The sequence below is a fragment of the Streptomyces sp. NPDC008238 genome, from assembly GCF_042956445.1.
Taxonomy (GTDB): Bacteria; Actinomycetota; Actinomycetes; order Streptomycetales; family Streptomycetaceae; genus Actinacidiphila.
On record NZ_JBIBGK010000005.1, the window covers coordinates 343476 to 364380 of the forward strand.

The 20905-nt window shown below is 73.0% G+C and carries 20 protein-coding genes and 1 pseudogene; 15 read left to right on the forward strand and 6 right to left on the reverse strand.

The window, feature by feature from the left end; genetic code table 11:
- The first annotated feature begins 136 nt into the window (after window positions 1–136).
- The 5 genes and pseudogenes from ACFZAU_RS15685 to ACFZAU_RS15705 all read left to right on the forward strand — a co-directional run bounded on the left by ACFZAU_RS15685 (window position 137) and on the right by ACFZAU_RS15705 (window position 4653).
- The gene (locus ACFZAU_RS15685; protein ID WP_500552603.1) at window positions 137–832 is read left to right on the forward strand and encodes an SDR family oxidoreductase; all 696 of its coding nucleotides are present in this window, start codon (window positions 137–139) and stop codon (window positions 830–832) included.
- Between the two features lie 110 nt (window positions 833–942).
- Window positions 943–1092 (forward strand): annotated as a pseudogene (locus tag ACFZAU_RS15690) (ClpX C4-type zinc finger protein); the annotation flags it as partial.
- 388 nt (window positions 1093–1480) lie between these two features.
- Window positions 1481–1951 carry a cation:proton antiporter regulatory subunit gene (locus ACFZAU_RS15695; protein WP_500552604.1) on the forward strand — a complete coding sequence of 157 codons (471 nt, stop codon included), beginning with the start codon at window positions 1481–1483 and terminating at the stop codon, window positions 1949–1951.
- 2 nt (window positions 1952–1953) lie between these two features.
- Entirely contained in the window at window positions 1954–3219 is a 1266-nt protein-coding gene (locus ACFZAU_RS15700) for a cation:proton antiporter (protein ID WP_500552605.1), read from the forward strand.
- Window positions 3220–3429: 210 nt separating this feature from the next.
- Entirely contained in the window at window positions 3430–4653 is a 1224-nt protein-coding gene (locus ACFZAU_RS15705; RefSeq protein ID WP_500552606.1) for an MFS transporter, read from the forward strand.
- Between the two features lie 106 nt (window positions 4654–4759).
- Here ACFZAU_RS15705 and ACFZAU_RS15710 read toward each other — a convergent pair whose 3' ends face one another.
- Entirely contained in the window at window positions 4760–5647 is an 888-nt protein-coding gene (locus ACFZAU_RS15710; RefSeq protein WP_500552607.1) for a LysR family transcriptional regulator, read from the reverse strand.
- Window positions 5648–5721: 74 nt separating this feature from the next.
- Between ACFZAU_RS15710 and ACFZAU_RS15715 the strand changes: the two genes are divergently transcribed.
- The 5 genes from ACFZAU_RS15715 (at window position 5722) to ACFZAU_RS15735 (ending at window position 8605) form a co-directional block, all read left to right on the forward strand.
- Complete coding sequence (locus ACFZAU_RS15715; RefSeq protein ID WP_500552642.1) at window positions 5722–5964, forward strand: helix-turn-helix domain-containing protein; 243 nt, start codon at window positions 5722–5724, stop codon at window positions 5962–5964.
- A gap of 77 nt (window positions 5965–6041) precedes the next feature.
- On the forward strand, window positions 6042–6578 hold the full coding sequence (locus tag ACFZAU_RS15720; protein WP_499606770.1) for an NUDIX hydrolase family protein: 537 nt from the start codon (window positions 6042–6044) through the stop codon (window positions 6576–6578).
- 170 nt (window positions 6579–6748) lie between these two features.
- Window positions 6749–7771, forward strand: a complete 1023-nt coding sequence (locus ACFZAU_RS15725; protein ID WP_500552608.1) for a baeRF2 domain-containing protein — start codon at window positions 6749–6751, stop codon at window positions 7769–7771.
- 62 nt (window positions 7772–7833) lie between these two features.
- The gene (locus ACFZAU_RS15730) at window positions 7834–8283 is read left to right on the forward strand and encodes an ATP-binding protein (protein WP_500552609.1); all 450 of its coding nucleotides are present in this window, start codon (window positions 7834–7836) and stop codon (window positions 8281–8283) included.
- 97 nt (window positions 8284–8380) lie between these two features.
- Entirely contained in the window at window positions 8381–8605 is a 225-nt protein-coding gene (locus ACFZAU_RS15735; protein WP_500552610.1) for a DUF6479 family protein, read from the forward strand.
- A gap of 111 nt (window positions 8606–8716) precedes the next feature.
- Here the strand turns inward: ACFZAU_RS15735 and ACFZAU_RS15740 are convergent, their stop codons facing one another.
- Window positions 8717–9448, reverse strand: coding sequence for an SDR family oxidoreductase (locus ACFZAU_RS15740; protein WP_500552611.1), 732 nt, complete (start codon window positions 9446–9448; stop codon window positions 8717–8719).
- A gap of 178 nt (window positions 9449–9626) precedes the next feature.
- On the opposite strand from ACFZAU_RS15740, the gene ACFZAU_RS15745 reads away from it, so the two are divergent.
- A complete protein-coding gene (locus ACFZAU_RS15745; RefSeq protein WP_500552612.1) occupies window positions 9627–10472 on the forward strand; it encodes a helix-turn-helix transcriptional regulator in 846 nt (281 codons plus the stop codon).
- Window positions 10473–10582: 110 nt separating this feature from the next.
- The gene (locus ACFZAU_RS15750; protein ID WP_500552613.1) at window positions 10583–11629 is read left to right on the forward strand and encodes a DUF4331 family protein; all 1047 of its coding nucleotides are present in this window, start codon (window positions 10583–10585) and stop codon (window positions 11627–11629) included.
- Here ACFZAU_RS15750 and ACFZAU_RS15755 read toward each other — a convergent pair.
- Window positions 11608–14121 carry a helix-turn-helix domain-containing protein gene (locus tag ACFZAU_RS15755; RefSeq protein WP_500552614.1) on the reverse strand — a complete coding sequence of 838 codons (2514 nt, stop codon included), beginning with the start codon at window positions 14119–14121 and terminating at the stop codon, window positions 11608–11610. The genes ACFZAU_RS15750 and ACFZAU_RS15755 overlap by 22 nt on opposite strands.
- A gap of 178 nt (window positions 14122–14299) precedes the next feature.
- On the opposite strand from ACFZAU_RS15755, the gene ACFZAU_RS15760 reads away from it, so the two are divergent.
- Window positions 14300–14755: a carboxymuconolactone decarboxylase family protein gene (locus ACFZAU_RS15760; RefSeq protein ID WP_500552615.1), complete on the forward strand. Its 456-nt coding sequence runs from the start codon at window positions 14300–14302 to the stop codon at window positions 14753–14755.
- Between the two features lie 205 nt (window positions 14756–14960).
- Window positions 14961–15311, forward strand: coding sequence for a hypothetical protein (locus ACFZAU_RS15765; protein WP_500552616.1), 351 nt, complete (start codon window positions 14961–14963; stop codon window positions 15309–15311).
- 70 nt (window positions 15312–15381) lie between these two features.
- On the opposite strand, the gene ACFZAU_RS15770 is transcribed toward ACFZAU_RS15765, so the two are convergent.
- The 3 genes from ACFZAU_RS15770 to mmsA form a co-directional block, all read right to left on the reverse strand.
- On the reverse strand, window positions 15382–16500 hold the full coding sequence (locus ACFZAU_RS15770) for a substrate-binding domain-containing protein (protein ID WP_500552617.1): 1119 nt from the start codon (window positions 16498–16500) through the stop codon (window positions 15382–15384).
- A gap of 79 nt (window positions 16501–16579) precedes the next feature.
- Window positions 16580–17878: a multiple monosaccharide ABC transporter permease gene (gene mmsB, locus ACFZAU_RS15775; protein ID WP_500552618.1), complete on the reverse strand. Its 1299-nt coding sequence runs from the start codon at window positions 17876–17878 to the stop codon at window positions 16580–16582.
- Window positions 17875–19422 (reverse strand): multiple monosaccharide ABC transporter ATP-binding protein, encoded by a 1548-nt coding sequence (gene mmsA, locus ACFZAU_RS15780; protein WP_499606758.1) that lies wholly within the window; start codon window positions 19420–19422, stop codon window positions 17875–17877. The genes mmsB and mmsA overlap by 4 nt, the downstream gene beginning before the upstream one ends.
- Window positions 19423–19687: 265 nt before the next feature.
- Here mmsA and ACFZAU_RS15785 point away from each other — a divergent pair, with 265 nt between their 5' ends.
- Entirely contained in the window at window positions 19688–20878 is a 1191-nt protein-coding gene (locus tag ACFZAU_RS15785) for an ROK family transcriptional regulator (RefSeq protein WP_500552619.1), read from the forward strand.
- Window positions 20879–20905 lie beyond the last annotated feature (27 nt).

The window sequence follows — 20905 nt, forward strand, 5'->3', positions numbered from 1 at the left end:
CCCGGCCCCCCTTCCCCACAGCTCTGACTTTCATAAATAAATCCAGGTGTTAGCCTGGTTGCGCGGGCGTTCGGGAACCCGCGCTGTCGAGCCGTGTACGAGCCCTGCCGAGCGGGCGTGTCGCAAAGAAGGCCGAATGGACATCAAGGGATCAGTCGCCCTGGTGACGGGAGCCAACCGAGGGATCGGGCACGCGTTCGCCCGGGCGCTCCTGGAGCACGGCGCGGCGAAGGTCTACGCCGGCGTCCGGGACCCGAGGAGCGTGACCGATCCGGACCTCGTCCCGCTGCGGCTGGACGTGACGGACGAGGCGCAGGTGGCCGCGGCGGCCGAGGCCGCGGGCGACGTCTCCGTACTGGTCAACAACGCCGGCATCGGCGGTGCCACGAGCGGGCTCCTCTCGGGCGGCCTCGACGGCGCCCGCCAGGCCATGGACGTCAACTACTTCGGCACGTGGGCGGTCTCGCGGGCCTTCGCGCCGGTGCTGGCCCGCAACGGCGGCGGGGCACTGGTGAACATGCTGTCGCTGGCCTCCTGGGTCGGACAGCCGCAGTTCCCCGGCTACGCCGCGTCCAAGGCCGCGCAGTGGTCGCTGACGGACGCGCTGCGCAAGGGCCTGCACGCCCAGGGCACCCTCGTCGTCGGCGTGCACTGCGGCTTTGTGGACACCGAGCTGAGCGCCTGGACGGACGCGCCGAAGATCAGTGCCGCGAGCGTGGCGGAGCTGACCCTGGAGGCACTGGCCCACGACCGCCTCGAGGTCCTCGCCGACGAGCAGACGCGGAACGTCAAGGCGGCCCTCTCCCAGCCCCCCGCCGTACCCGCCGCCTGACCCGGCGCGCGCCGAACGGAGCGGACCCGGACGCCGGCTTGGCAGGGTTGTCAGGGTCGTCCTGACAACCCTAGGCTGTCAGGACGACCCTGACGCCATGGGAGTGAAACGTGACGCCCTCCGCCACCCGGGAAGAATTCGCCCACTGCTCCTTCTGCGGCAAGCCGGACCGCGAGGTCCAGAAGCTGATCGCGGGCCCCGGGGTGCAGATCTGCGACGAATGCGTGGCGCTGTCCACCTCGATCATCGACGGCACCCTGGGGACCGCGGCCCTGCCGCCCGCACCCCTGTGGGCGTCGCTCACGGACGCGGAGATGCTGGACCACATCCCGCGCGTCGCGGCGCACATCGACCGGGCCGAGGCCGATCTGCGGTCATGGGTGCTGGAGTTGCGGCGCCGCGGCGTCACCTGGACCCGGATCGGCGAGGCCCTCGGCATCACCCGCCAGTCCGCGTGGGAACGGTTCTCCGGCGAGGAGTGACCTGTCGGCAGCCCGCCGCCCGTTCCCGCAGCCGGCGGCCCCCGGCCCGCGTCTCTGCGTCGTCCCGCCGGAATAGAACCGTCCGGTTGAACGTAATACGGACGTAAAAGCCGCTGGTCGGAGCACCCCACCGGCGGCGCGCGCGGGCTCGCCCGGGAGGCAGGACATGGGCATACGTCGGACCACACTTCCGGGCATCGGAACGCAGTACGACGTGACCACGCGCGCCGGACGGAACCTGTCGGTGGTGGTGCACCAGGACGGACGACGGTTCCTCGGCTTCTACGAGGCCGACGATCCCGACGCCTGCAGGATGTCGGTCCCGCTGGAGGCCGAGGAGGCCGCCGGGCTGGCCCGGTTGCTGGACCCGACCCCGCTGGAGGCCGTGCGGACGGACGGCATCGGGCTGGTCACCGAGCAGATCCCGGTCGACTCGAGGTCACCGTACGCGGGACGGCCGCTGGGCGACACCCGGGCCCGGACGCTGACCGGGGCCTCCGTCGTGGCGGTGCTGCGGCGGACGAGCGCGCACCCCTCACCGGGCCCGGACTTCCGGCTGGCCATCGGGGACGTCCTCGTGGCGGTCGGCACGCGTGAGGGCGTGGACGCCCTGGCCGCGATCGTGGCGGGGCGCTGAGGATGCACCACACCACCGCGCTGCTCGTCGAACTCGGGGCCGTCATCCTCGGACTCGGCGTCATCGGGCGCCTCGCGGGCCGGATCGGGCTGTCGCCCGTACCGCTGTACCTGCTGGCCGGTCTCGCCTTCGGGCACGGCGGCGTCGTGCCGCTGTCGGCGAGCGAGGACTTCATCTCGGTGGGGGCCGAGATCGGCGTGGTCCTGCTGCTCCTGCTGCTCGGCCTGGAGTACAGCGCCTCGGAGCTGGTCGGCAACCTGCGCGCCCAATACCCCTCGGGATTGGTGGACTTCGTCCTGAACGCGGTGCCGGGCGCGGTGGCGGCGCTGCTGCTGGGCTGGGGACCGGTGGCCGCGGTCGCGCTGGCCGGGGTCACCTGGATCTCGTCGTCGGGCGTCGCCGCGAAGGTCCTCACGGACCTCGGCCGGCTCGGCAACCGCGAGACGCCCGTGGTGCTCGGCGTCCTGGTCATCGAGGACCTGGCGATGGCGGTGTACCTGCCGCTGCTGACGACGTTGCTGGCCGGCCTCGGCTTCGCGGCCGGCGGCGTGACGCTGGCGATCGCCCTCGGCACCGTGGGCACGGTGCTGTACCTGGCGTTGCGGCACGGACGGCTGATCAGCAGGGCGGTCTCGTCCGACAACCCCGAGATGCTGCTGCTGGTCGTGCTCGGACTGGCGCTGGTGGTGGCGGGCATCTCCCAGAAGCTGCAGGTGTCGGCGGCCGTCGGCGCGTTCCTGGTGGGCATCGCCCTGTCCGGTGAGGTGGCGGAGGGCGCGGGACGTCTGCTCACGCCGCTGCGCGACCTGTTCGCCGCCGTCTTCTTCGTGTTCTTCGGGCTCTCGACCGATCCGGCGGCCGTCCCGCCGGTGCTGCTGCCGGCGCTGGCCCTGGCGGTGGTCACCGCGGGAACCAAGATCGTGACCGGTTGGTACGCCGCCCGGCGGGCGGGCGTCCACGCGCGGGGCCGGCTGCGGGCGGGCGGCGCGCTCGTCGCGCGCGGGGAGTTCTCGATCGTCATCGCGGGCCTGGCCGTGGCCGTGGAACCGCGCATCGGACCGCTGGCCACCGCGTACGTCCTGATCCTGGTCGTCGTCGGGCCCCTGGCGGCCCGGTACGCCGAGCCCGCGGTCATCGGGGCGGCCCGGCTGCTACGGCGGGACGCGTTCGCGCAGCCGGCGGTTGCGGCGGCGGGCGCGGCCGACGGCCTCCTCGCCGTCGACGCCTTCGAGGTGGCGCCGCCCGGGGACCAACCCGCGGGCCGGTGAGGCCGTCATCTCCGCCGGAGATGACAGACATCGTGATCCATCTCCGTCGCCGGGGAAGCAATCGGCGGGCGCGGACGCTGGAGCAGTCATCCGGGCAGCACGAGCAGTCGCCCGCCCGCCGCTCCTCCCGTCCGAACCGCACCGCCGGTTCCCGTCACGAGAAGGACCCTCGTGTCCCGTCCCCGCATGGCCCGTTGCGCACGGCGTCCTATGGCCACCGAGACCGCCGAGGCCGCCCACGGCGTTCCCGGGTGGCTGGTGGCCCTGCTGGCCGTCGCTTCCGGCATGACCGTGGCGAACCTCTACTACGCCCAGCCGCTGCTGGCGTCGCTGAGCCGGGTCTTCCACCTGGGCACGGCGACGGCCGGCGCGCTGATCACCGTGACCCAGATCGGCTACGTGGCGGGGATGGTCCTCCTGGTCCCGCTCGGCGACCGGCTGGAGAAGCGCCGGCTGGTCACGGTCCTGCTGGCCGTCACCACGGTCGCCCTGGCGGTGGCGGGGACCGCCGGCGCCTTCCCGGTGCTGCTCGTCGCGTCCCTGGTCAGCGGTGCCACCTCCGTCGTGGCACAGATCCTGGTGCCGTTCGCGGCGGGCCTCGCGCCCGACCACGCCCGCGGGCGCGTCGTGGGCCGCGTGATGAGCGGGCTGCTCGCCGGCATCCTGCTGTCGCGTACCGTCAGCAGCCTGGTCTCCGACCTCGCCGGCTGGCGCTACGTCTACCTCGGCTCAGCGGTCCTGATGGCGCTGCTGGCCCTGGCGCTGCGCGCCGCCCTGCCGCAGCACGCCCCCACGACCTCCCTGCCCTACGCCCAGGTACTGCGCTCCACGGCACGGCTGGTGCGGACGCACCCGGCCCTGCGCCGCCGGGCGGTGTACCAGGCGGCCCTGTTCGGCGCGTTCAGCGCCTTCTGGACCACCGTCTCCTTCCTCCTCACCGGCCCGTTCCACTACTCGCAGATCGGCGTCGCGGTCTTCGCGCTCGTCGGCGCGGCGGGCGCCGCGGTGGCCCCGCTGGCGGGCCGCTGGGCCGACCGCAAGCTGGTCCGCCCCGTCACGGGGACCGCCCTCGGCGGCGCGGCCGTGGCCTTCGCCGTGGCGGGCTTTGGGCAGCACAGCATCGTCCTGGTCGCACTCGCCGCGGTCCTGATCGACGTGGCCGTGCAGACGACGCTCATCCTCGGGCAGCACACCGTGTACCAGTTGGACGCCGCCGCGCGGTCGCGGCTGAACAGCGCCTTCATCGCCCTCTTCTTCGTGGGCGGCGCGCTCGGGTCGCAGCTCGGCTCGGTGGCCTACCACGCGGCCGGGTGGATGGCGGTGTGCGCCCTGGGGGCGGCGCTTCCCCTGATCGGCCTCGGCTACTGGGCGACGGAGTGGCGGGCCGGCCGCAAGGACCCGGGGGACCCGGCCCCGCGGCAGCCCTCGGGCTGACCGCCCGTACCGCATCGCCCGGCCCTGTCCGTTGCGCTGCGCCCCGGGCAGGGCGGGCGGTCGCGCGCGGCCCAGCGGGAGCACCCGGCCCGGACCGCGCGCCCGGTCACCCGTGTCCCGCGGTGGCCGTGCCGGGGGCGATGTGCCGCAGCAGCGCCTCCACGGCGGGTGCCGGTTCCCCTCCCGGCCGCACCACCATGACCTTCCATGACGGCGCGTGCCGCTCGAACCGGCGTCCGGCGAGGTCGGGGAAACGGGCGGCGATCGAGGCGGGCATGATGCACACCCCCAGGTCGTGCCGGACCAGCTCGGCCGCGGCGACGATGTCGTTGACCTCGAACACCTGGGTCCGCTCGACGGCGGCGGCCCGGAAGACCCGGTCCACCTCGGCGCGGATCGCCCATCCGGGCGGGAAGTCGACGAAGGGCAGACGGCGGACCTCCTCGAAGGTCACCACGTCGTCCGCCGCGAAGCCGCGCCCCGGCCGGGAGACCAGGAGCATCCGCTCGCGCGACAGCAGACGTGTCACCAGCCCCCGTTGCTGCTGCCGGTCGAGTGCCACCACGGCCAGGTCCACCGTGCCCTCGCGGAGCGCCTGCCGGATGTCGGCCACGGCCGCCTGCCGCAGGCGGACGGTCACCCCGGGGTGTTCCGCGCGCAGCCGGCCCAGGGCCTGGTGGAGTCCGGCCCAGACCCCCTGCATCATGCCGACGGTCACCAGCCCACGCAGTTCGCCCCGGACCGCGTCGACCGCCGCACGCGCCTCCTCGGCCGCGCGCAGCGCCGCACGGGCGGCGGGCACGAACGCCTCCCCCGCCGGGGTCAGCGACACCCGGTGCGTGGTCCTCTCGAAGAGCGCGCTGCCCAGTTCCCGCTCCAGCGCGCGTACAGTGCCGGACACCGCGGACTGCACGACGTGCAGCCGGTGGGCGGCCGCCGTGAACCCGCCCTCCTCGGCGACCGCGACGACCACTTCCATCTGCCGCAGGTCCATGCGCAGCCGGCCGCCTTTCCCTCGGCCGGCCGCGGGCCGGCTCTCTCCGCGGGCGATGATCCACCGCTTCCAGCATCGCACCGCCGGGCCGGCCGGCGGCCGACCCGCGCGGCACGGGTTCCGGCAACGCCGCCCGGGGCCGCCCCGCCGACCGCCTGGACCGCACGGACCGCCTCGCCGTCCTCGGCGAACTCGAACGGGCCGGGGTCTTCGCGAGGCGCGGCGCCGTGCCCGTCGTCGCCGGCGCCTTCGGGACGTCCCGCTCGACCCTCTACGCGCTGCTCGCCGAGCTCAGGGCGGAGGGCGAACGGGCCTGACGGGGCGCGTCGGACGGGTCGGCGGCGCACGCCGTCGATCACTCCCACGTGGCGTTCTCTCCGCGTACGATCACCCGATGGCCGACATGACCGAAACCACGCCCGGCTGGCTCTCCACGGACGAGCTGGAGCTGACCCGCGCACGCATGCCGATCCTCTACGTCGACGCCGTGCCCGTGCGGGTCGACGACAGCGGGGAGGTGACCCACATCGGTCTCCTCCTGCGCATCGGACCCGACGGGAGCGTCAGCCGCGCCCTCGTCTCCGGGCGGGTGCTCCACCACGAGCGGGTCCGCGAGGCGCTCGTCCGTCACCTGGAGAAGGACCTCGGGCCGATGGCGCTGCCCCGCATCCCGGTCTCCCCGCAGCCCTTCACCATCGCGGAGTACTTCCCGACGCAGGGCGTGACCCCCTTCCACGACCCCCGGCAGCACGCGGTGTCGCTGGCCTACGTCGTCCCCGTCGCGGGCGACTGCCACCCGCGGCAGGACGCCCTCGACCTGGTGTGGTTCACCCCGCAGGAGGCGTCGTCGCCGCAGTTGCAGCAGGAGATGCAGGGCGGTCAGGGCGTACTGCTCCGGCAGGCCCTCGCACACGTCGGCTGCCTCTCCTGAGCCGCGTGGCGGCCCGGGCGGCCCGCTGTCCGCGCCGCCACGCTTAAGGGATCACGGCCCGGGTACGGGGACGCTCGAGGGGTCCGGCACACCGGTAGCCGGCGCACCCTCCGATCGCACGGGCCCCGCACGCCTCCCGGCCGCGGGCGCCCGTCCCGGGAGGCACCCTGATGAAGCTGTCGTTCCTGCAACCGCTGTTCGACCGGCCGGGCCCGTGGGCGAGCGCCTACCTGGACACCTCCCGCGACGTCGAGGACCCGGACCGGGTCATCGCACGGCGCTGGCGGCATCTGCGCGACGACCTCACCGCCCACGGAGCCGACCCCGCCACCGTCCACGCCCTGCACGCCGCGGTGGGGATCGACGACGACCTCCCCGGACGGCACGGCCAGGCCCTGTTCGCCACGCGCGGGGAACTGGTCCTGGCGGAGGAACTGCCCGAGCCGCCGGTACGCGACCGGGCCGAGCTCGACGCCCTGCCGGACGCCCTGCCGCTGGTGGTGCAGCGCGCGCCGGACATCCCGTACCTGGCGCTGTTCGTCGGCCGCACCGGGGACGGGGACGGCATCCGGGTCACCGCCCGGACCGGACGCTGGCCGGCCGGACGCCCCGACACGGATCCCGCCGTCCGGCAGACCGTGCCGGCGCAGGACTGGCCCCAGGCCGCGCCGCCGCTCGCCGGTGACCTGGCCGACCTCGCCGAACGCGGCGCCGCCGAAGTGCTCGTGCTGAGCCGCGACCCCGATGACCCGCGGACCGCGGACCTGCTGGCCGGCCTCATGCCGGAGCGCCTCAGGAGCGCGACGGTCACGGTCGCCGGCGAACCCGGCGGCACACCCGACGAAGCCGTGCTGGAAGAACACCTCGCCCGCGCGCTGAGCGGCCGGCTCAACGCCGCCGACCAGGCCCGGCTGGAGGCGTACCTCGCGCAGCGGACCCGGGACCGCACCGCCTGCGAGGGCACCGCGGCCGTCGTCGCGGCCCTGCGGGGCGCGCGGGCCGCAGCCGTCCTCGTCAACGACCCGCTCCCGCTCCCCGGGCAGCTGTGGGCGGGGCCGGAGGAACCCGCGGGAGCCGCCCTGCTGCGCGCCGCGGCACGCACCGGTGCGGAACTCGTGGTGGTGCCCCGGGCGACCCTCGCCCTGGACGACGGCGTCGGTGTCCTGCTGCGCCCGCCCGACCCCGGCGCGTAGCCTCCGGCCTGCGGAATCGGCGGCACCCCCGCCTTGTTGTACCCACAGGTACAACGAGAGGGATGGGGATGGACACCGTCGAAGCGGATCAGCTGCCGGGCCGGCACTCCCTGCCGGCCCAGGAAGAAGGCTGGACGCTCTCCTACCGGGCCGACGCCCCCGCGCAGGCCCGCAGGCTCACCAAGGAAACCCTGCAGCGCTGGAAGGTGCCGGCGGCCACCACCGACGAGGCGCTGCTCGTCGTCTCGGAACTCGTCACCAACGCCGTCGAATACGCCCGGCCCCCGATCGTGCTCCGGTTGGACCACGGACGCGGCAACGGGCAGGTCCGCGTCGAGGTCAGCGACGGCGGACCGGCCGCCTCCATCGGGGAGTGGGCCGCCAGCTGCAGCGACAGCGAACACGGCCGGGGCCTGACCATCGTGGACCAGGTCGCCGCGGCGCACGGCGACCGCTGCGAGTGCGCGACCGGTCGCGCCACGCACTGGGCCGAGCTCGCCCCCGCGGCCTGACCGCCGCGGAGGTCACGCGCTCGTCATCGGCGCCAACGTGAGGCACCCGGGCGACGACGGCATGCGTTCATCCGGAGCCGCGGGGTAGCCGCGTCCCATGTGGACGGAACGGATGCCCCTGGCCCTGACCCATGACCACCTCGTCGGCACGGTGCCGCTCGTCGTCGGCATCGTGCTGGTGGTGGTGCTCGTCGCGGCGGTGACCTTCGGACGCCGGGTACGCCGGCGGCAGCCGCCACCGGAGGCGCGGCCGCAGCCTCGTGCCGGGTCCTGGCGCACCCGTGACGAGCACGACGCCGGGGACCCGCACCGGCGTGGCTGAGCCCCGGCGGACCGCCCGGCCGTGCGCTCACGCGCGCCGCGACGGGAAGGAACGCCGGTCCGGCGCCCGCCCCGCCCGGTGACGGGCGGGGCGGCGTGGACGGCATCCCGCTCACCCCTGGGCGGTGGGACGTACGACGAGTTCGTTCACGTCGACGTCCGCGGGCCGGTCGATCGCGAAGGCGATGGCGTCGGCGATGGCCGACGCCGGGATCGCGAGCTGCCGGGCGGCCGCGTGGGCGGCGGCCCGGGCTTCCTCCGAGCCGCCCCGCTCGGTCAGCTCGCTCTGCGTGAAGCCGGGGCTGACGACGGTCACCCGCACGTCCCGGCTCTCCTGGCGCAGGCCCTCGGAGAGTGCGGCCACGGCGAACTTGGTGGCGCTGTAGACGGCCGCCGTCGGGTCGACCCGGTGGCCGGACACCGACGACACGTTAACGATGTGCCCGGCCCCCTGCCGCCTCATCACGGGCAGTGCCGCGGCGATGCCGTGGAGCACGCCGCGGAGGTTGACGTCGATCATCTGCTCCCACTCGTCGACGCGCAGGTCGGCGAGGAGCGAGAGGGACATCACGCCGGCGTTGTTGACCAGCACGTCGACGCGGCCGTACTCCTCCACGGCGGCGGCGGTGAAGGCACGCACCGAGTCGAGGCTGGTGACCTCCAGCTCGCGGTACGCGGCCCGCGCGCCGGCGGCACGCAACTCGTCGGTGATCGCGGCCAGGCGCGCGGTGCGCCGGGCGCCGAGGAGCACCGTGTGGCCCTGGCGCGCGAGACGGCGGGCGGTGGCCTCGCCGATCCCGCTGGCGGCACCGGTGATCAGGACGGTCTTCGGGTTCGTCGACATGGTGGTTCCTGCTTCTCGAAGGTGTGGTCACGGCGGCGACCCGCCGCGCCCTCCATCCGACCGCGCTGACGGAACAGGAGGAAGGGTCCGTGAACCTGGGTGCCGCACACCCACCCGGCCGGCACCCCCACGCCGCCCGTCCCCGGCTCCACCGGCGCGCGCGGTTAGCATCGAGGGCATGACACCACCGCGCGACAACGAGCTCGGCGCCTTCCTGCGCGCGAGCCGGGCGCGCCTGGAGCCGGCCGCCGCGGGACTGGCCGCGGGGGGCTCCGGGCGACGCGTCCGCGGACTGCGGCGTGAGGAGGTCGCCGTGCTCTCGGGGGTGAGCGCGGACTACTACGCCCGCCTCGAACAGGGCCGCGAACGCAACCCCTCCGCCCAGGTCGTCGACGCGCTCGGCCGGGCACTGAAGCTCACGCCGGACGCCCGCGGCCACCTCCACCAGCTGGCGGGACTCGCCCCCCGGCTCGTGGGCGACGACCTCCCCGGGCGCGTGCACCCCGCACTGCTGCAACTGCTCGGGGCGTTCCCGCACGCCGCGGCCTACGTCCTCGGCCCGGCCTTCGACGTCCTCGCCGCGAATCCGGTCGCCGAGGCGCTGCTCGCGCCGTTCGGGGCCGAACGGAACATGCCCCGGATCCTGTTCGGGCACCCGCGCGGCTGGGAGGTGTTCACGGACCGGGAACTGCTGCGGCGCAGCACCGTGTACGCGCTGCGACTGAACGCCGGGCGGTTCCCGGACGACCCCGGCATCACCGGTCTGGTCGCCGAACTGACCCAGTCCTCACCCGAGTTCGCGGCACTGTGGGAGGACCGGACCGTGGGCGGCCTGCCCCGGGCCTTCAAGGTGTTCGTCCACCCCGCGCTGGGGCGGGTCGAGCTGACCTACCAGACATTCGAGGTGGTCGACGCCCCCGGGCAACTGCTGCACGTGGGAACCCCCGAGCCGGGGAGCCCCAGCGAGGCCGCGCTCGCCTCCCTCGCCTCCGCCTCCCCCGCCTCCCCCGACGGGCCGCGCTGACCGGCCGCGGCGGCGCCCTCACGCCCCGGTTGCCGCGCCTTCGCGCGGCTCGCATGGTGGAAGGGACCGGCCGCCATGCGCACGGCCCCACAGCCGACCGGGAGCGCCGTATGTCCCACCACCTCGACTGCCCCCTCGCCCGGCAGGACCCCCGTCTGGACATCACCGACCTGTACGTCTTCCGGGGCGTGGGCGGGACCGTCTTCGTGACGAACCACAGCCACTCCCTCGGGGGTGAGGACGTCCCCCGCGGGTTCCACCCCGAGGGACGGTACGAGATCAAGATCGACGGCAACGGCGACGCCGTCGAGGACCTCACGTACCGGTTCGTCTTCGCCGAACGCGAGGGCAGGGACACGGCCGACGGGGCGCAGACCTACGAGGTGCGCCGGCTTGCCGGTCCCGAAGCGCGCGACCCCTCCGCCGAAGGCACCGTGATCGCCCGGGGCCGCACCGGCGGGACGGTCGGCACGGAGGAGGGCGGACGCGTGTGGTGCGGCAAGGCGGGCGACCCGTTCTGGATCGAGCCGGACGTGCTGCACGCCGTGGGGCGCGCCTTCAAGGAGGGGACGACCCTCGACCTGTCGGGCTGGAGCCGTGAAGGGGCGAAGAACCTGTTCGCGGGCCACACCGTGTACTCCGTCGTCCTGGAGGTCCCCGACGAGGAGTTGCTGCCCGTCGCCGGCGAGGAGCGGCGGATCGGGGTGTGGGGCCTGGACTCACTGGCCACCGACGCGGGTGGCTGGCGCCCGGTCAACCGGGCCGGACTGCCCATGATCCACCCGTTGTTCGCTCAGTTCGACGAGGAACTCGGCAACCGGCTCAACCAGAACGCCCCCGCCGACGACCTCCGGCTCCACGGCGAGGCCGTCGTCGACGCGGTCGCCGGCGTGGTCCGCGCCTACGGCACAGCCCAGGACCCCGAGGCGTACGCCCGGTTCGTCGTCGGTTGCTTCTGCCCCAACATGCTGCCGTACACGATCGGCACGCCCGCGTCCTTCGGCTTCGCTCGGTGGAACGGCCGGTCGCTGACCGACAACGCGCCGGACGTGATGTTCTCCTTCGCCGCCGACACGCCCGTCACGCTGGGCATCGGCAGGGAGTCCGTCACGTCGAAGCCGTCCTCGGCCTTCCCCTACGTCCCCGCAGCGGGCTGAGGCACCGCGGTCCGGACGTCCGGGCCGGCGTCCCTCAGGAGGGCCCGGCCCGCGGCGCGGTGCTCCGCGGCGGCGGACGGATCCGTGGCGTCGAGGACGGCCGCGATCCCTTCGTGGGCCTTCGCCTCCTCGGAGCGGTACCCCAGCCGGGGGGCGAGGCCGAGCGCCTGGCGGTGGAGCCGCAGGGCCTCCTCCGGCAGGCCCGCGAGCCGGCAGGTCTCCGCGTACCCGTTGAGGAAGTGGATCTTCCACTGCTCCTCGAAGAGTTCGTCGAGCAGCGCGAACGCCTCGCGGTGGCCGGCCAGCGCCTCCTCGTAGCGGCCCATGCGGCGCAGGGCGACTCCGAGGCAGTTCAGGCACCATGCCTCGTTGTGCCGGTGCCCGTCCTCGCGGGCCAGGGCGAGGGCGTGGTGCAGATGGCCGGAGGCGGCCTCGGGTTCCTCGTCTGCCACGGCCACCCCGAGGGTGATGAGCGCGGTGAGGGCGGGCGCCCACGCGGGGTCGTCGTGCGGGACCTCCAGCGCCCGGCGGGCCAGTAGCGCCGCTTCCTCGCGGTGCCCCGACTGCAGCACGGCCCAGGCCTCGTAGGCGGTGGCGTGGGCCGTGCCCATCGGGCTGCCGGCGTCCGCGTAGAGCTTCCCCGCCAGCCGGAACAGCTCCAGCGGCTCCTCCACGTACCCCTGGTCCCAGCCCAGGTAGCCGCGCCGCATGGCGAGTTCGGCCTCGGCCGCGACGTCCCCCGTCTCCGCCACGAGCACGGCGGCCGCCTCGTACGCGGCGGCGGCCTCCGCCATCCGTCCCGCGTTGTAGCGCGCGAAGCCCAGGTCGCTGTGCGCCTCGCCCAGTTGCCGCGGATCGCCCAGGCGCCGGGCGGCGGCGAGGGAGCCCTCGAAGAGGACGTTGAGCTGTGTGGTGCCGCAGCGCCGCGCGAAGTACGAGCGCATGAAGCGCGGCAGTTCGCACACGTGCGCGTCGGCCCCGGCGGCGAGGGCGGCCTCGAAGGCGGCCAGCAGGTTGGGGTACTCGGTGCCGAACCAGGCCATGGCGCTGTTCTTGCCGCTGAACCGCGGCAGTTCCGCGGGGGCGGGGCCCGCGCCGGGCACGCGGCTGCGGGACAGCAGGGGCATGGTGGCGTCGGCAGCGGCCGCGGCGTGCACGTAGTAGTCGAGCACCCGGCGCAGCGCCCGTTCCCGCTCGGCCGCCGGGTCCTGCTCGGTGGTGGCCCGCAGCGCGTGGCGGTGCACCAGGTCGTGCAGCCGGTAGCGGCCGGGCGCCGGCTGCTGGACCAGGTGCGCGTCGAGCAGGTCCTCGAGCACCGCCCGGACGTCGCGCAGCGGTGTGTCCGCGAGGGCGGCCGCCACGTACTCGTCGAAGCTCGCCCCCGGAAGGAGGCTCAGCAGCCGGAACAGCCGGCGCTGGGTGCGGTCCAGCTGGTTCACGGACATCGCGAACGCCGTGTCGAACTCGGTCGGGCCCTCCGCCATCCGCTCGACGAGGACGCCCACGGTCCAGCCCGGCCGGTGGCGCAGCCGTGCCGCCGCCAGGCGCAGGGCCAGCGGCAGGTTGCCGCACAGCCGCAGCACCTCGGCCGCCGCCCGCGGGTCGCGGGCCAGCCGTCCCTCGGTGCCGGCGGGCTCGCCGCTGGCACGGGCGAGCAGTTCGGCGCTGTCCTGCGCCGTCAGCACGTCCAGCGAGACCGGCGGCACCTCCTCCAGGCCCACCAGCCGGTTGCGGCTGGTGATCAGGGCGACGGAGGAGCCCGCGCCGGGCAGCAGGGGGCGGACCTGGTCGGCGTCGGCGGCGTTGTCCAGGACGACGACGGCCCGCCGGAGGGCCAGTTCCGACCGCCAGCAGGCGGCCAGTTGCTCGACGCCCTCCTGCGGGACGCGCTCCGAGGGGACGTCGAGGGCGGCGAGCAGCGCCCGCAGCGCGGGGTCGGGGTCGAGCGGCCGGCGGCCCTCGGTGAAGCCGTGCAGGTCCAGGTAGAGCTGGGCGTCGGGGTAGTCGGCGGCGAGGCGGTGCGCGGCGTGCACGGCGAGGCAGGTCTTGCCGACGCCGGCCATGCCGTCCACGGCGACCACCCGGCTGCCGCCGACCGCGTCGAGCACGGCGGCGAGTTCGGACCGGCGTCCGGTGAAGTCGGGCGCGTCGCGCGGCAGGTCGTTGCGGGGCGGGCGCGGGGCCGACGCGAGCGGCGTCGGGGGGTGGACCTGGCGGCTGGTCCTCGGGGGCGCCGGCAGGGGGTTGGAGGACCGTTCCCACAGGGGGTGCAGGGGCCGCGGGTCGCGCTTGACGAGGCGGCAGAGGGCCACGACGGCCGGCCAGGGCGGCACGGTCCGGCCGGCGAGGTAGCGCGACAGCGACGACGAGCTCAGGCCCGTGTCCCGCGCCAGGGCGCGGACCCCGCGCCCGGACAGCTCCTGGAGCATGCGCAGCCGCGCGGCCAGCTCCTCCGGTGCGTCGTCCTCCGTCGTCCGCCGCTGTGCGACCACCCGTCCCCCGCCTTCCTGTCCCACCCCGGACCAACCCGTCGCAGCCGCATCGCCGCTGTACACGGCGGTGCGGGGTGTCCCACGGTGTCCCACCGCCGTCGCCATGGCAAGTCCCGGGCGCTGTCATGGAGTCACGCCCCGGGGAACGGGGCGCCGAACCGGAAGAGGGAGAACCACGATGCAGTCCCGTATGCAGAACCCGGCCATGGTCCTGTCCGGCGCGATGCAGCCCATCCAGGAACTGATCAAGGCCACGCACTCCGGCGGGGTCGACGCGCAGACGCTGGAGCTGGTGCACCTGCGGGTGAGCCAGATCAACGGTTGCAGCGCCTGCGTCGACGGCGGCGCCAAGACGGCCCGCAAGGCGGGGGTGGACGACGAGCGCCTGGCCACGGTCGCGGCCTGGCGGGAGGCCCCGTACTTCAGCGAGGAGGAGCGGGCGGCGCTCGCGCTGGCCGAGGCCGCGACGCGGCTGGCCGACCGCCCCGACGCGGTCGGTGACGAGGTGTGGGACACGGCCGCCACCTACTTCGACGAGAAGCAGCTGGCCGCGATCGTGCTGATGATCGGCGTGACCAACCTGTTCAACCGGCTCAACGCGACGACCCGGCAGATCGCCGGCGCCTGGGGATGAGGGCGCGCCGTCCGGTCCCGGGCCGCGTCCACGACGCGCCGCCCGGGGCCGGCGTGCCCGGCACGGCAGCACGGACGGGGCGCCCCCTACGCCGCCTCGCCCACGGCACCTGTCACACCGCGGGGGCCTGTCCGGTCAAGTGGTAGACGGCTCAACTTCTTCTCGTGTGCCACCCGGGCACGACCGATGTCTGAGGAGGCGCGCGATGCTGCACATCGTCAGGGCCGCGTCCGGGCTCGGGCAAGCACCCGGACACGACCATGTGGGGTGCTCCCTCGCGCCACGGTGCCCGGACATCTCGGCGTGCCGCGCCACCCCGGCGGACAAGTGGCTGGTGGGGTTCCGGGTCTGCGCCCGGGGACCGATCGCCACCTGGCTCTACTACGTGGTGGACCGCGCGAACGACGCGATGGAGGCGAAGCGGATCGCCATCTCCCTGGCCGGCGACGAGATCGACGCCTCGTGCCTGAGCGGGTACGACGGCATGGCCGACACCGAGATCCGGCTCATCCACGACGACGGGATCGGGCCGCGCCGTCTCCTGCGCTGCTCGTGACGGCGCGGACGCGGCAGCCGCCGGTGCCCCGGACGTGGTCCGGGGCACCGGCGGCTGCGGTCGTGCGGGACTACTTCGTGAGCGGGGAGAGCTTGGGGTCGTTGGCGTAGGCCTCGGCCGCGTTCTCCTTGGTCACGATGACCGGCGGGAGCAGGTAGGACGGGACGACCTTGCTGCCGTTGTTGTACGACTTGGTGTCGTTGATCGTCGGCTTGTCGCCCTTCTGCAAGGACTGGACCATCTTGATGGTCTCGGCGACGAGCTTGCGGGTGTCCTTGTTGATGGTGGAGTACTGCTCACCCGCCATGATGGACTTCACCGACTCGACCTCGGAGTCCTGGCCGGTCACGACCGGGACCGGCTTGCCGGCGCCCTTCACCGAGGTGATGATCGCGCGGGCGAGGGTGTCGTTCGGCGAGAGCACGCCGTCGAGCGTCTTCTTGCCGGTGTAGGTGGAGTTCAGCAGCGAGTCCATGCGGCTCTGGGCGTTCTCCGCCTTCCAGCCCTGGGTCGCGGTCTGCTTGATGTCGGTCTGACCGGAACCGACAACGATGTCGCCCTTGTCGATGGCGGGCTTCAGGACCTCCATCGCACCGTCGAAGAAGACCTTCGAGTTGTTGTCGTCCGGCGAACCGGAGAACAGCTCGATCGTGTAGGGCCCCTTGGCCTTCTTCGCCTTCATGCCGTCCAGCAGCGCCTGGCCCTGGAGCTGGCCGACCTTGAAGTTGTCGAACGCGATGTAGTAGTCGACGTCCTTCGTGTTGGTGATGAGCCGGTCGTAGGCGATGACGGTGGCGCCGGCCTGCTTGGCCTGCGCGACCTGGGTGGACAGCTGCGCGGCGTCGGTCGCGCCGATGACGATGACCTTCGCACCCTTGGTGACCATGGAGGAGATCTGCGCCTGCTGGTCCGCGACGGTGGTCGAGGCACCCGCGTACTGGACGTCGGCCTTGAAGCCGGCGTCCTTCAGGCCGTTGGTGAACAGGTCACCGGCGAGCACCCAGTTCTCCGAGGTCTTCGCGGGGAGCGCGACACCGACCAGGGCGTCCTGCGCGAAGCCGCCCTTGGCGTCGCTGGTGTCCTTGCCGGTGGAGCCGGAGCCCTCGCGTTCGTTGGAGCACGCCGTGCCCAGGGCGAGCAGCGCGGCGGCGCCGATCACGGCGATGCCTCTGGTGATGGTTCTGCGCATGTGGGTTGTGCCCTTTCCTGGTGATGCGGGGAGAGACGAGCGCCGCCCTGATTGCGGCACCCTGGGTACTGCCGGTCGGTCAGCCCGCGACCGGAGCCTTGTCGGGGTCGGAGGCCGGTTTCGGCGGGTCGACCGGTGTGGACGTCTCGTTCCGGTTGAACGGACGCATCAGGGTGCCGATGATCGAGAAGCGACCCTGGCTCTTGCTGTAGACGTCGAACGCGACGGCGAGGAGGAGGACCAGGCCCTTGATGATCTGGACCATGTCCGAGCCCACGCCCTCCAGTTGGAGACCGTTGTTGAGCAGCGCCATGACGAGACCGCCGACGATGGAGCCGCTGATCGTCCCGAGACCACCGGAGACGGCGGCGCCGCCGATGAAGACGGCCGCGATGGCGTCGAGCTCCCAGCTCAGACCGTCCTGCGGGCCGGAGGCCGCGGAACGGGCCACGAAGATCATGCCGGCGAGGGCGGCCAGCACGGACATGTTCATCATGACCAGGAAGTTGACGCGGCGGAGCTTGACGCCGGACAGTTCGGCCGCGCGGGAGTTGCCTCCGACGGCGTAGATGTGCCGGCCTCCGATGGTGTTGCGGGTGTAGTACGAGTACGCCAGCACCAGGGCGATCAGGATGATGCCCGAGATCGGGAAGCTGGTGCCGACGCGGCCGCCGGCGAAGCGCAGCGTCGTGAAGATGATGATGCCCACCATCACGACCAGGCGGATCCCGGTGACCCACAGCGGCGCGGTGTCGGCGTCCATGGCGCGCCGGGTCTGCCGTGCCTGCCACTCGCGCCAGACCACGCCCGCGCAGGCGAGCAGGCCGAGCAGCAGCGTCAGGTTGTTGTAGCCGGTGTCCGGGCCCACCTCGGGCAGGAAGCCGGCGCCGATGTCGCGGAACCCGGTGGGCACCGGCACGGTGTCGGCGTTGCCGATGTACTGGTTGCCGCCGCGGAACAGGAGCATGCCGGCCAGGGTGACGATGAAGGCCGGCACCCCCACGTAGGCGACCCAGAAGCCCTGCCAGGCGCCGATCGCCGCGCCGACGAGCAGGCCGAGCAGGATGCCCAGCGGCCAGGGGAGCGAGTGCTCCTGCATCGTCTTGGCGACCACGATCCCGGTGAAGGCGGCCACCGAGCCGACCGACAGGTCGATGTGCCCGGCGACGATCACCATCAGCATGCCGATGGCCAGGATCAGGATGTAGGAGTACTGGCTGACCACGGCGATGAGGTTGCCGGAGGTCAGGGTCAGGCCCCCCGTCCAGATCTGGAACAGGAGCACGATCGCGACGAGCGTGGCGATCATGCCGAACTGGCGGGCGTTGGAGGCCGTGCCCCCGAAGAGGTTCTTCTGCAGGTCTGAGATGCGGCTCATGGGCTCGGTGTCTTCTTCATAGAGGTCATCTGTTTCATGAGGAGTTCCGGGTTCGCGTCGCGGCGCGTCACCTCACCGGTGATGGCGCCTTCGAACACCGTGTAGATGCGGTCGCACAGTCCGATGAGCTCGGGCAGCTCCGAGGAGATGACGATGACGCCCTTGCCCTCGCCCACCAGCCGCTGGATGATCCCGTAGATCTCGTACTTGGCACCCACGTCGATGCCGCGGGTGGGCTCGTCGAGGATGAGCAGGTCGGGGTCGGTGAACATCCACTTGGCGAGGACGACCTTCTGCTGGTTGCCGCCGGAGAGCTTGACGACCTCCTCGTCCACGCCGGGAGTCTTGATCCTCAGGTTCTGCCGGTACTCCTCGGCGATCGAGTGCTCGCGCACCGGGTCGATGACCTGGTGGCGGGAGATCTTCGAGAGCTTGGCGGCGACCATCGAGGTCTTGATGTCGTCCAGCAGGTTGAGGCCGATCGACTTGCGGTCCTCGCTGACGTAGGCGAGGCCCTGCCGGATGGCCTCCGACACCGTCTTGAGGTGGATCTCCTTGCCGTCCTTGAAGACCCGCCCCGACAGGAAGGTGCCGTAGGAGCGGCCGAACAGGCTCATCGCGAGTTCGGTGCGCCCGGCGCCCATGAGGCCGGCGAAGCCGACGATCTCACCGCGCCGCACCGTGAAGCTGGAGCCCTTGCACACGAGGCGTTCGTCGGACGCGGGGTGCCGCACGGTCCAGTCGCGGACCTCGAAGAACACCTCGCCGATGTCGGGCGTGTGGTCCGGGAACCGGCTGTCGAGCTCCCGGCCGACCATGCCGCGCACGATGCGGTCCTCGTTCACGCCGTCGGCCTCGACGTCCAGGCTCTCGATCGTCCGGCCGTCGCGGAGGATGGTGATGGTGTCGGCGACCGCCTCGATCTCGTTCAGCTTGTGGGAGATCATGATCGAGGTGATGCCGCGGTCCCGGAAGCCGCGCAGCAGGTCGAGCAGGTGCTGCGAGTCGGCCTCGTTGAGGGCCGCGGTCGGCTCGTCGAGGATCAGCAGCCGCACGTCCTTGGCGAACGCCTTGGCGATCTCGACAAGTTGCTGCTTGCCGACGCCGATGTCCTTGACGAGCGTGTCGGGGTCCTCCTTGAGGCCGACCTGCTCCATCAGCTCCAGCGCCCGGTGCTGCGCGGCCTTCCAGTCGATCCCGCCACGTTTGCGCGGCTCGTTGCCGAGGAAGATGTTCTCCGTGATCGACATGCCGGGGACCAGCGCCAGTTCCTGGTGGATGATGACGATGCCGGCCTGCTCGCTGGCCCGGATGTCGTGGAACCGGACGGTGTCGCCCCGGTAGACGATCTCACCGGTGTAACTGCCGTGCGGGTGGACTCCGCTCAGCACCTTCATGAGGGTGGACTTGCCTGCGCCGTTCTCGCCGCAGATCGCGTGGATCTCCCCCTCCTTCACCACCAGGTTGACGTCGGCGAGCGCGGTCACGCCCGGGAACGTCTTGGTGATGGACCGCATCTCCAGCAGCATCGGGGCGCGGCTCATGCGCGCAGCTCCACGCTGCGGGTCCCGCGACGATCACGCGGGCCCGCCTCCCCTGGGATGCGACATTTCGTGGACATCAACTTGCCTCCGATGACACTGCGCCGTGCCTCCATGCCGGACCTGTTACGGCTTGGGCACCGGACTTTAAATCCATTTGTTTTACTAAGTCAACGCCCAGGAGCGGTATCGTCATTGCGGCAAGAGAGGAACGCGTGTGCGGCAAGCAGGAACAAACCTCCCCAAAGTCGGGCGGTACAACCGGGCGGTGGTCCTGGACCAGATCCAACTCGCGGACGGGATCAGCCGGGTCGAGATCGCCCAGAAGACGGGCCTGACCCCGCAGACCGTCTCGGGGATCGTGCGCCGTCTGCTGGACGAGGGGATCGTGCGCGAGGACGGCGCGAGCCGCGGCGCCGGCGGCGGCAAGCCCCGCACCACCCTGCGGGTCAACGCGGACGCCGGCAACGCCGTCGGCCTCGTCTTCGACCCGGTCGAACTCACCTGTTCCGTGGTCGACCTGCTCGGCCGGCCGCTGGTCGTCAAGCGGCGCCCCACTCCCCCCGGCACCGATCCCACACACGTGGTGGCCGCCATGGCCGACCTGGTCGCCGAGGTGCTGGCCGAGGCCGACGTGCCGCGCGGGAACGTCCTGGGGCTGGGCCTGGCCACCCCCGGCCCGATCGACCAGCGCAACGGCATGATCGTCGCCCCGCCGCAGCTCGCGCACTGGACCCGGGTACCGCTGCAGCAGATGCTCAGCGACGCCACCGGGCTCCCGGTGACCCTCGACAACGACGCCACCGCCGCCGCGGTCGGGGAGCGGTGGTCCGGCGCGGGCCGCGGCGTGGCGAACTTCGCCTACCTGTTCTTCGGCACCGGCATCGGCGGCGGCCTGGTCCTCAACCACCAGGTCTACCGGGGCGGTTCGCTCAACGCCGGCGAGTTCGGCCACTCCACGGTGGTGTCGGACGGCCCGGAGTGCTACTGCGGCAACCGGGGCTGCCTGGAAGGGCTGGCGAACCCGTCGGCGATCGTGGCCGAGGCGCACCGCCGTCTCGCCGAGAAGCCCGGGGCGAGCCTGCTCTCACCGGCTTACGACCGCGACCCGGCCTCCGTCGACCACGCCGCCGTCCAGCTCGCGGCGGGAGCCGGCGACCAGGTCGCGGCCGCCGTCGTCGACGAGGCCGCGCGGCACGTCGGCACGGTCGCCGTGTCGATCGCCAACTTCATCGACGTGGACCTCATCATCCTCGGCGGCCACGGCATCCAGCACGTGGAGTCCCGGTACGTCGACGCCGTCGCCTCCGCGCTGGCTTCCAGACCCCTGGCCCGGCACATCCGCGTGGTCCAGGTCGCGGCCTCCCCGCTCGGCTCCGACGCGGCCGTCGTGGGCAGCGCCGCACTCGTGCTGCACGCCACCTACTCGCCGCAGTTGTCGTCGCTCGTACTGGACTGACGGAGGGCGGATGACGCGGGGTGAAGA

Coding starts and splice junctions, on each gene's coding strand:
- ACFZAU_RS15710 (WP_500552607.1), bottom strand. CDS start 5,647: ATGGACCTGCGGCAGATGGAAGTGGTCGTCGCGGTCGCCGAGGAGGGC.
- ACFZAU_RS15705 (WP_500552606.1), top strand. CDS start 3,430: ATGGCCACCGAGACCGCCGAGGCCGCCCACGGCGTTCCCGGGTGGCTG.
- ACFZAU_RS15745 (WP_500552612.1), top strand. CDS start 9,627: ATGACACCACCGCGCGACAACGAGCTCGGCGCCTTCCTGCGCGCGAGC.
- ACFZAU_RS15700 (WP_500552605.1), top strand. CDS start 1,954: ATGCACCACACCACCGCGCTGCTCGTCGAACTCGGGGCCGTCATCCTC.
- ACFZAU_RS15720 (WP_499606770.1), top strand. CDS start 6,042: ATGGCCGACATGACCGAAACCACGCCCGGCTGGCTCTCCACGGACGAG.
- ACFZAU_RS15760 (WP_500552615.1), top strand. CDS start 14,300: ATGCAGTCCCGTATGCAGAACCCGGCCATGGTCCTGTCCGGCGCGATG.
- ACFZAU_RS15725 (WP_500552608.1), top strand. CDS start 6,749: ATGAAGCTGTCGTTCCTGCAACCGCTGTTCGACCGGCCGGGCCCGTGG.
- ACFZAU_RS15730 (WP_500552609.1), top strand. CDS start 7,834: ATGGGGATGGACACCGTCGAAGCGGATCAGCTGCCGGGCCGGCACTCC.
- ACFZAU_RS15735 (WP_500552610.1), top strand. CDS start 8,381: ATGTGGACGGAACGGATGCCCCTGGCCCTGACCCATGACCACCTCGTC.
- ACFZAU_RS15695 (WP_500552604.1), top strand. CDS start 1,481: ATGGGCATACGTCGGACCACACTTCCGGGCATCGGAACGCAGTACGAC.
- ACFZAU_RS15765 (WP_500552616.1), top strand. CDS start 14,961: ATGCTGCACATCGTCAGGGCCGCGTCCGGGCTCGGGCAAGCACCCGGA.
- ACFZAU_RS15685 (WP_500552603.1), top strand. CDS start 137: ATGGACATCAAGGGATCAGTCGCCCTGGTGACGGGAGCCAACCGAGGG.
- mmsA (WP_499606758.1), bottom strand. CDS start 19,422: ATGAGCCGCGCCCCGATGCTGCTGGAGATGCGGTCCATCACCAAGACG.
- ACFZAU_RS15750 (WP_500552613.1), top strand. CDS start 10,583: ATGTCCCACCACCTCGACTGCCCCCTCGCCCGGCAGGACCCCCGTCTG.
- ACFZAU_RS15770 (WP_500552617.1), bottom strand. CDS start 16,500: ATGCGCAGAACCATCACCAGAGGCATCGCCGTGATCGGCGCCGCCGCG.
- mmsB (WP_500552618.1), bottom strand. CDS start 17,878: ATGAGCCGCATCTCAGACCTGCAGAAGAACCTCTTCGGGGGCACGGCC.
- ACFZAU_RS15740 (WP_500552611.1), bottom strand. CDS start 9,448: ATGTCGACGAACCCGAAGACCGTCCTGATCACCGGTGCCGCCAGCGGG.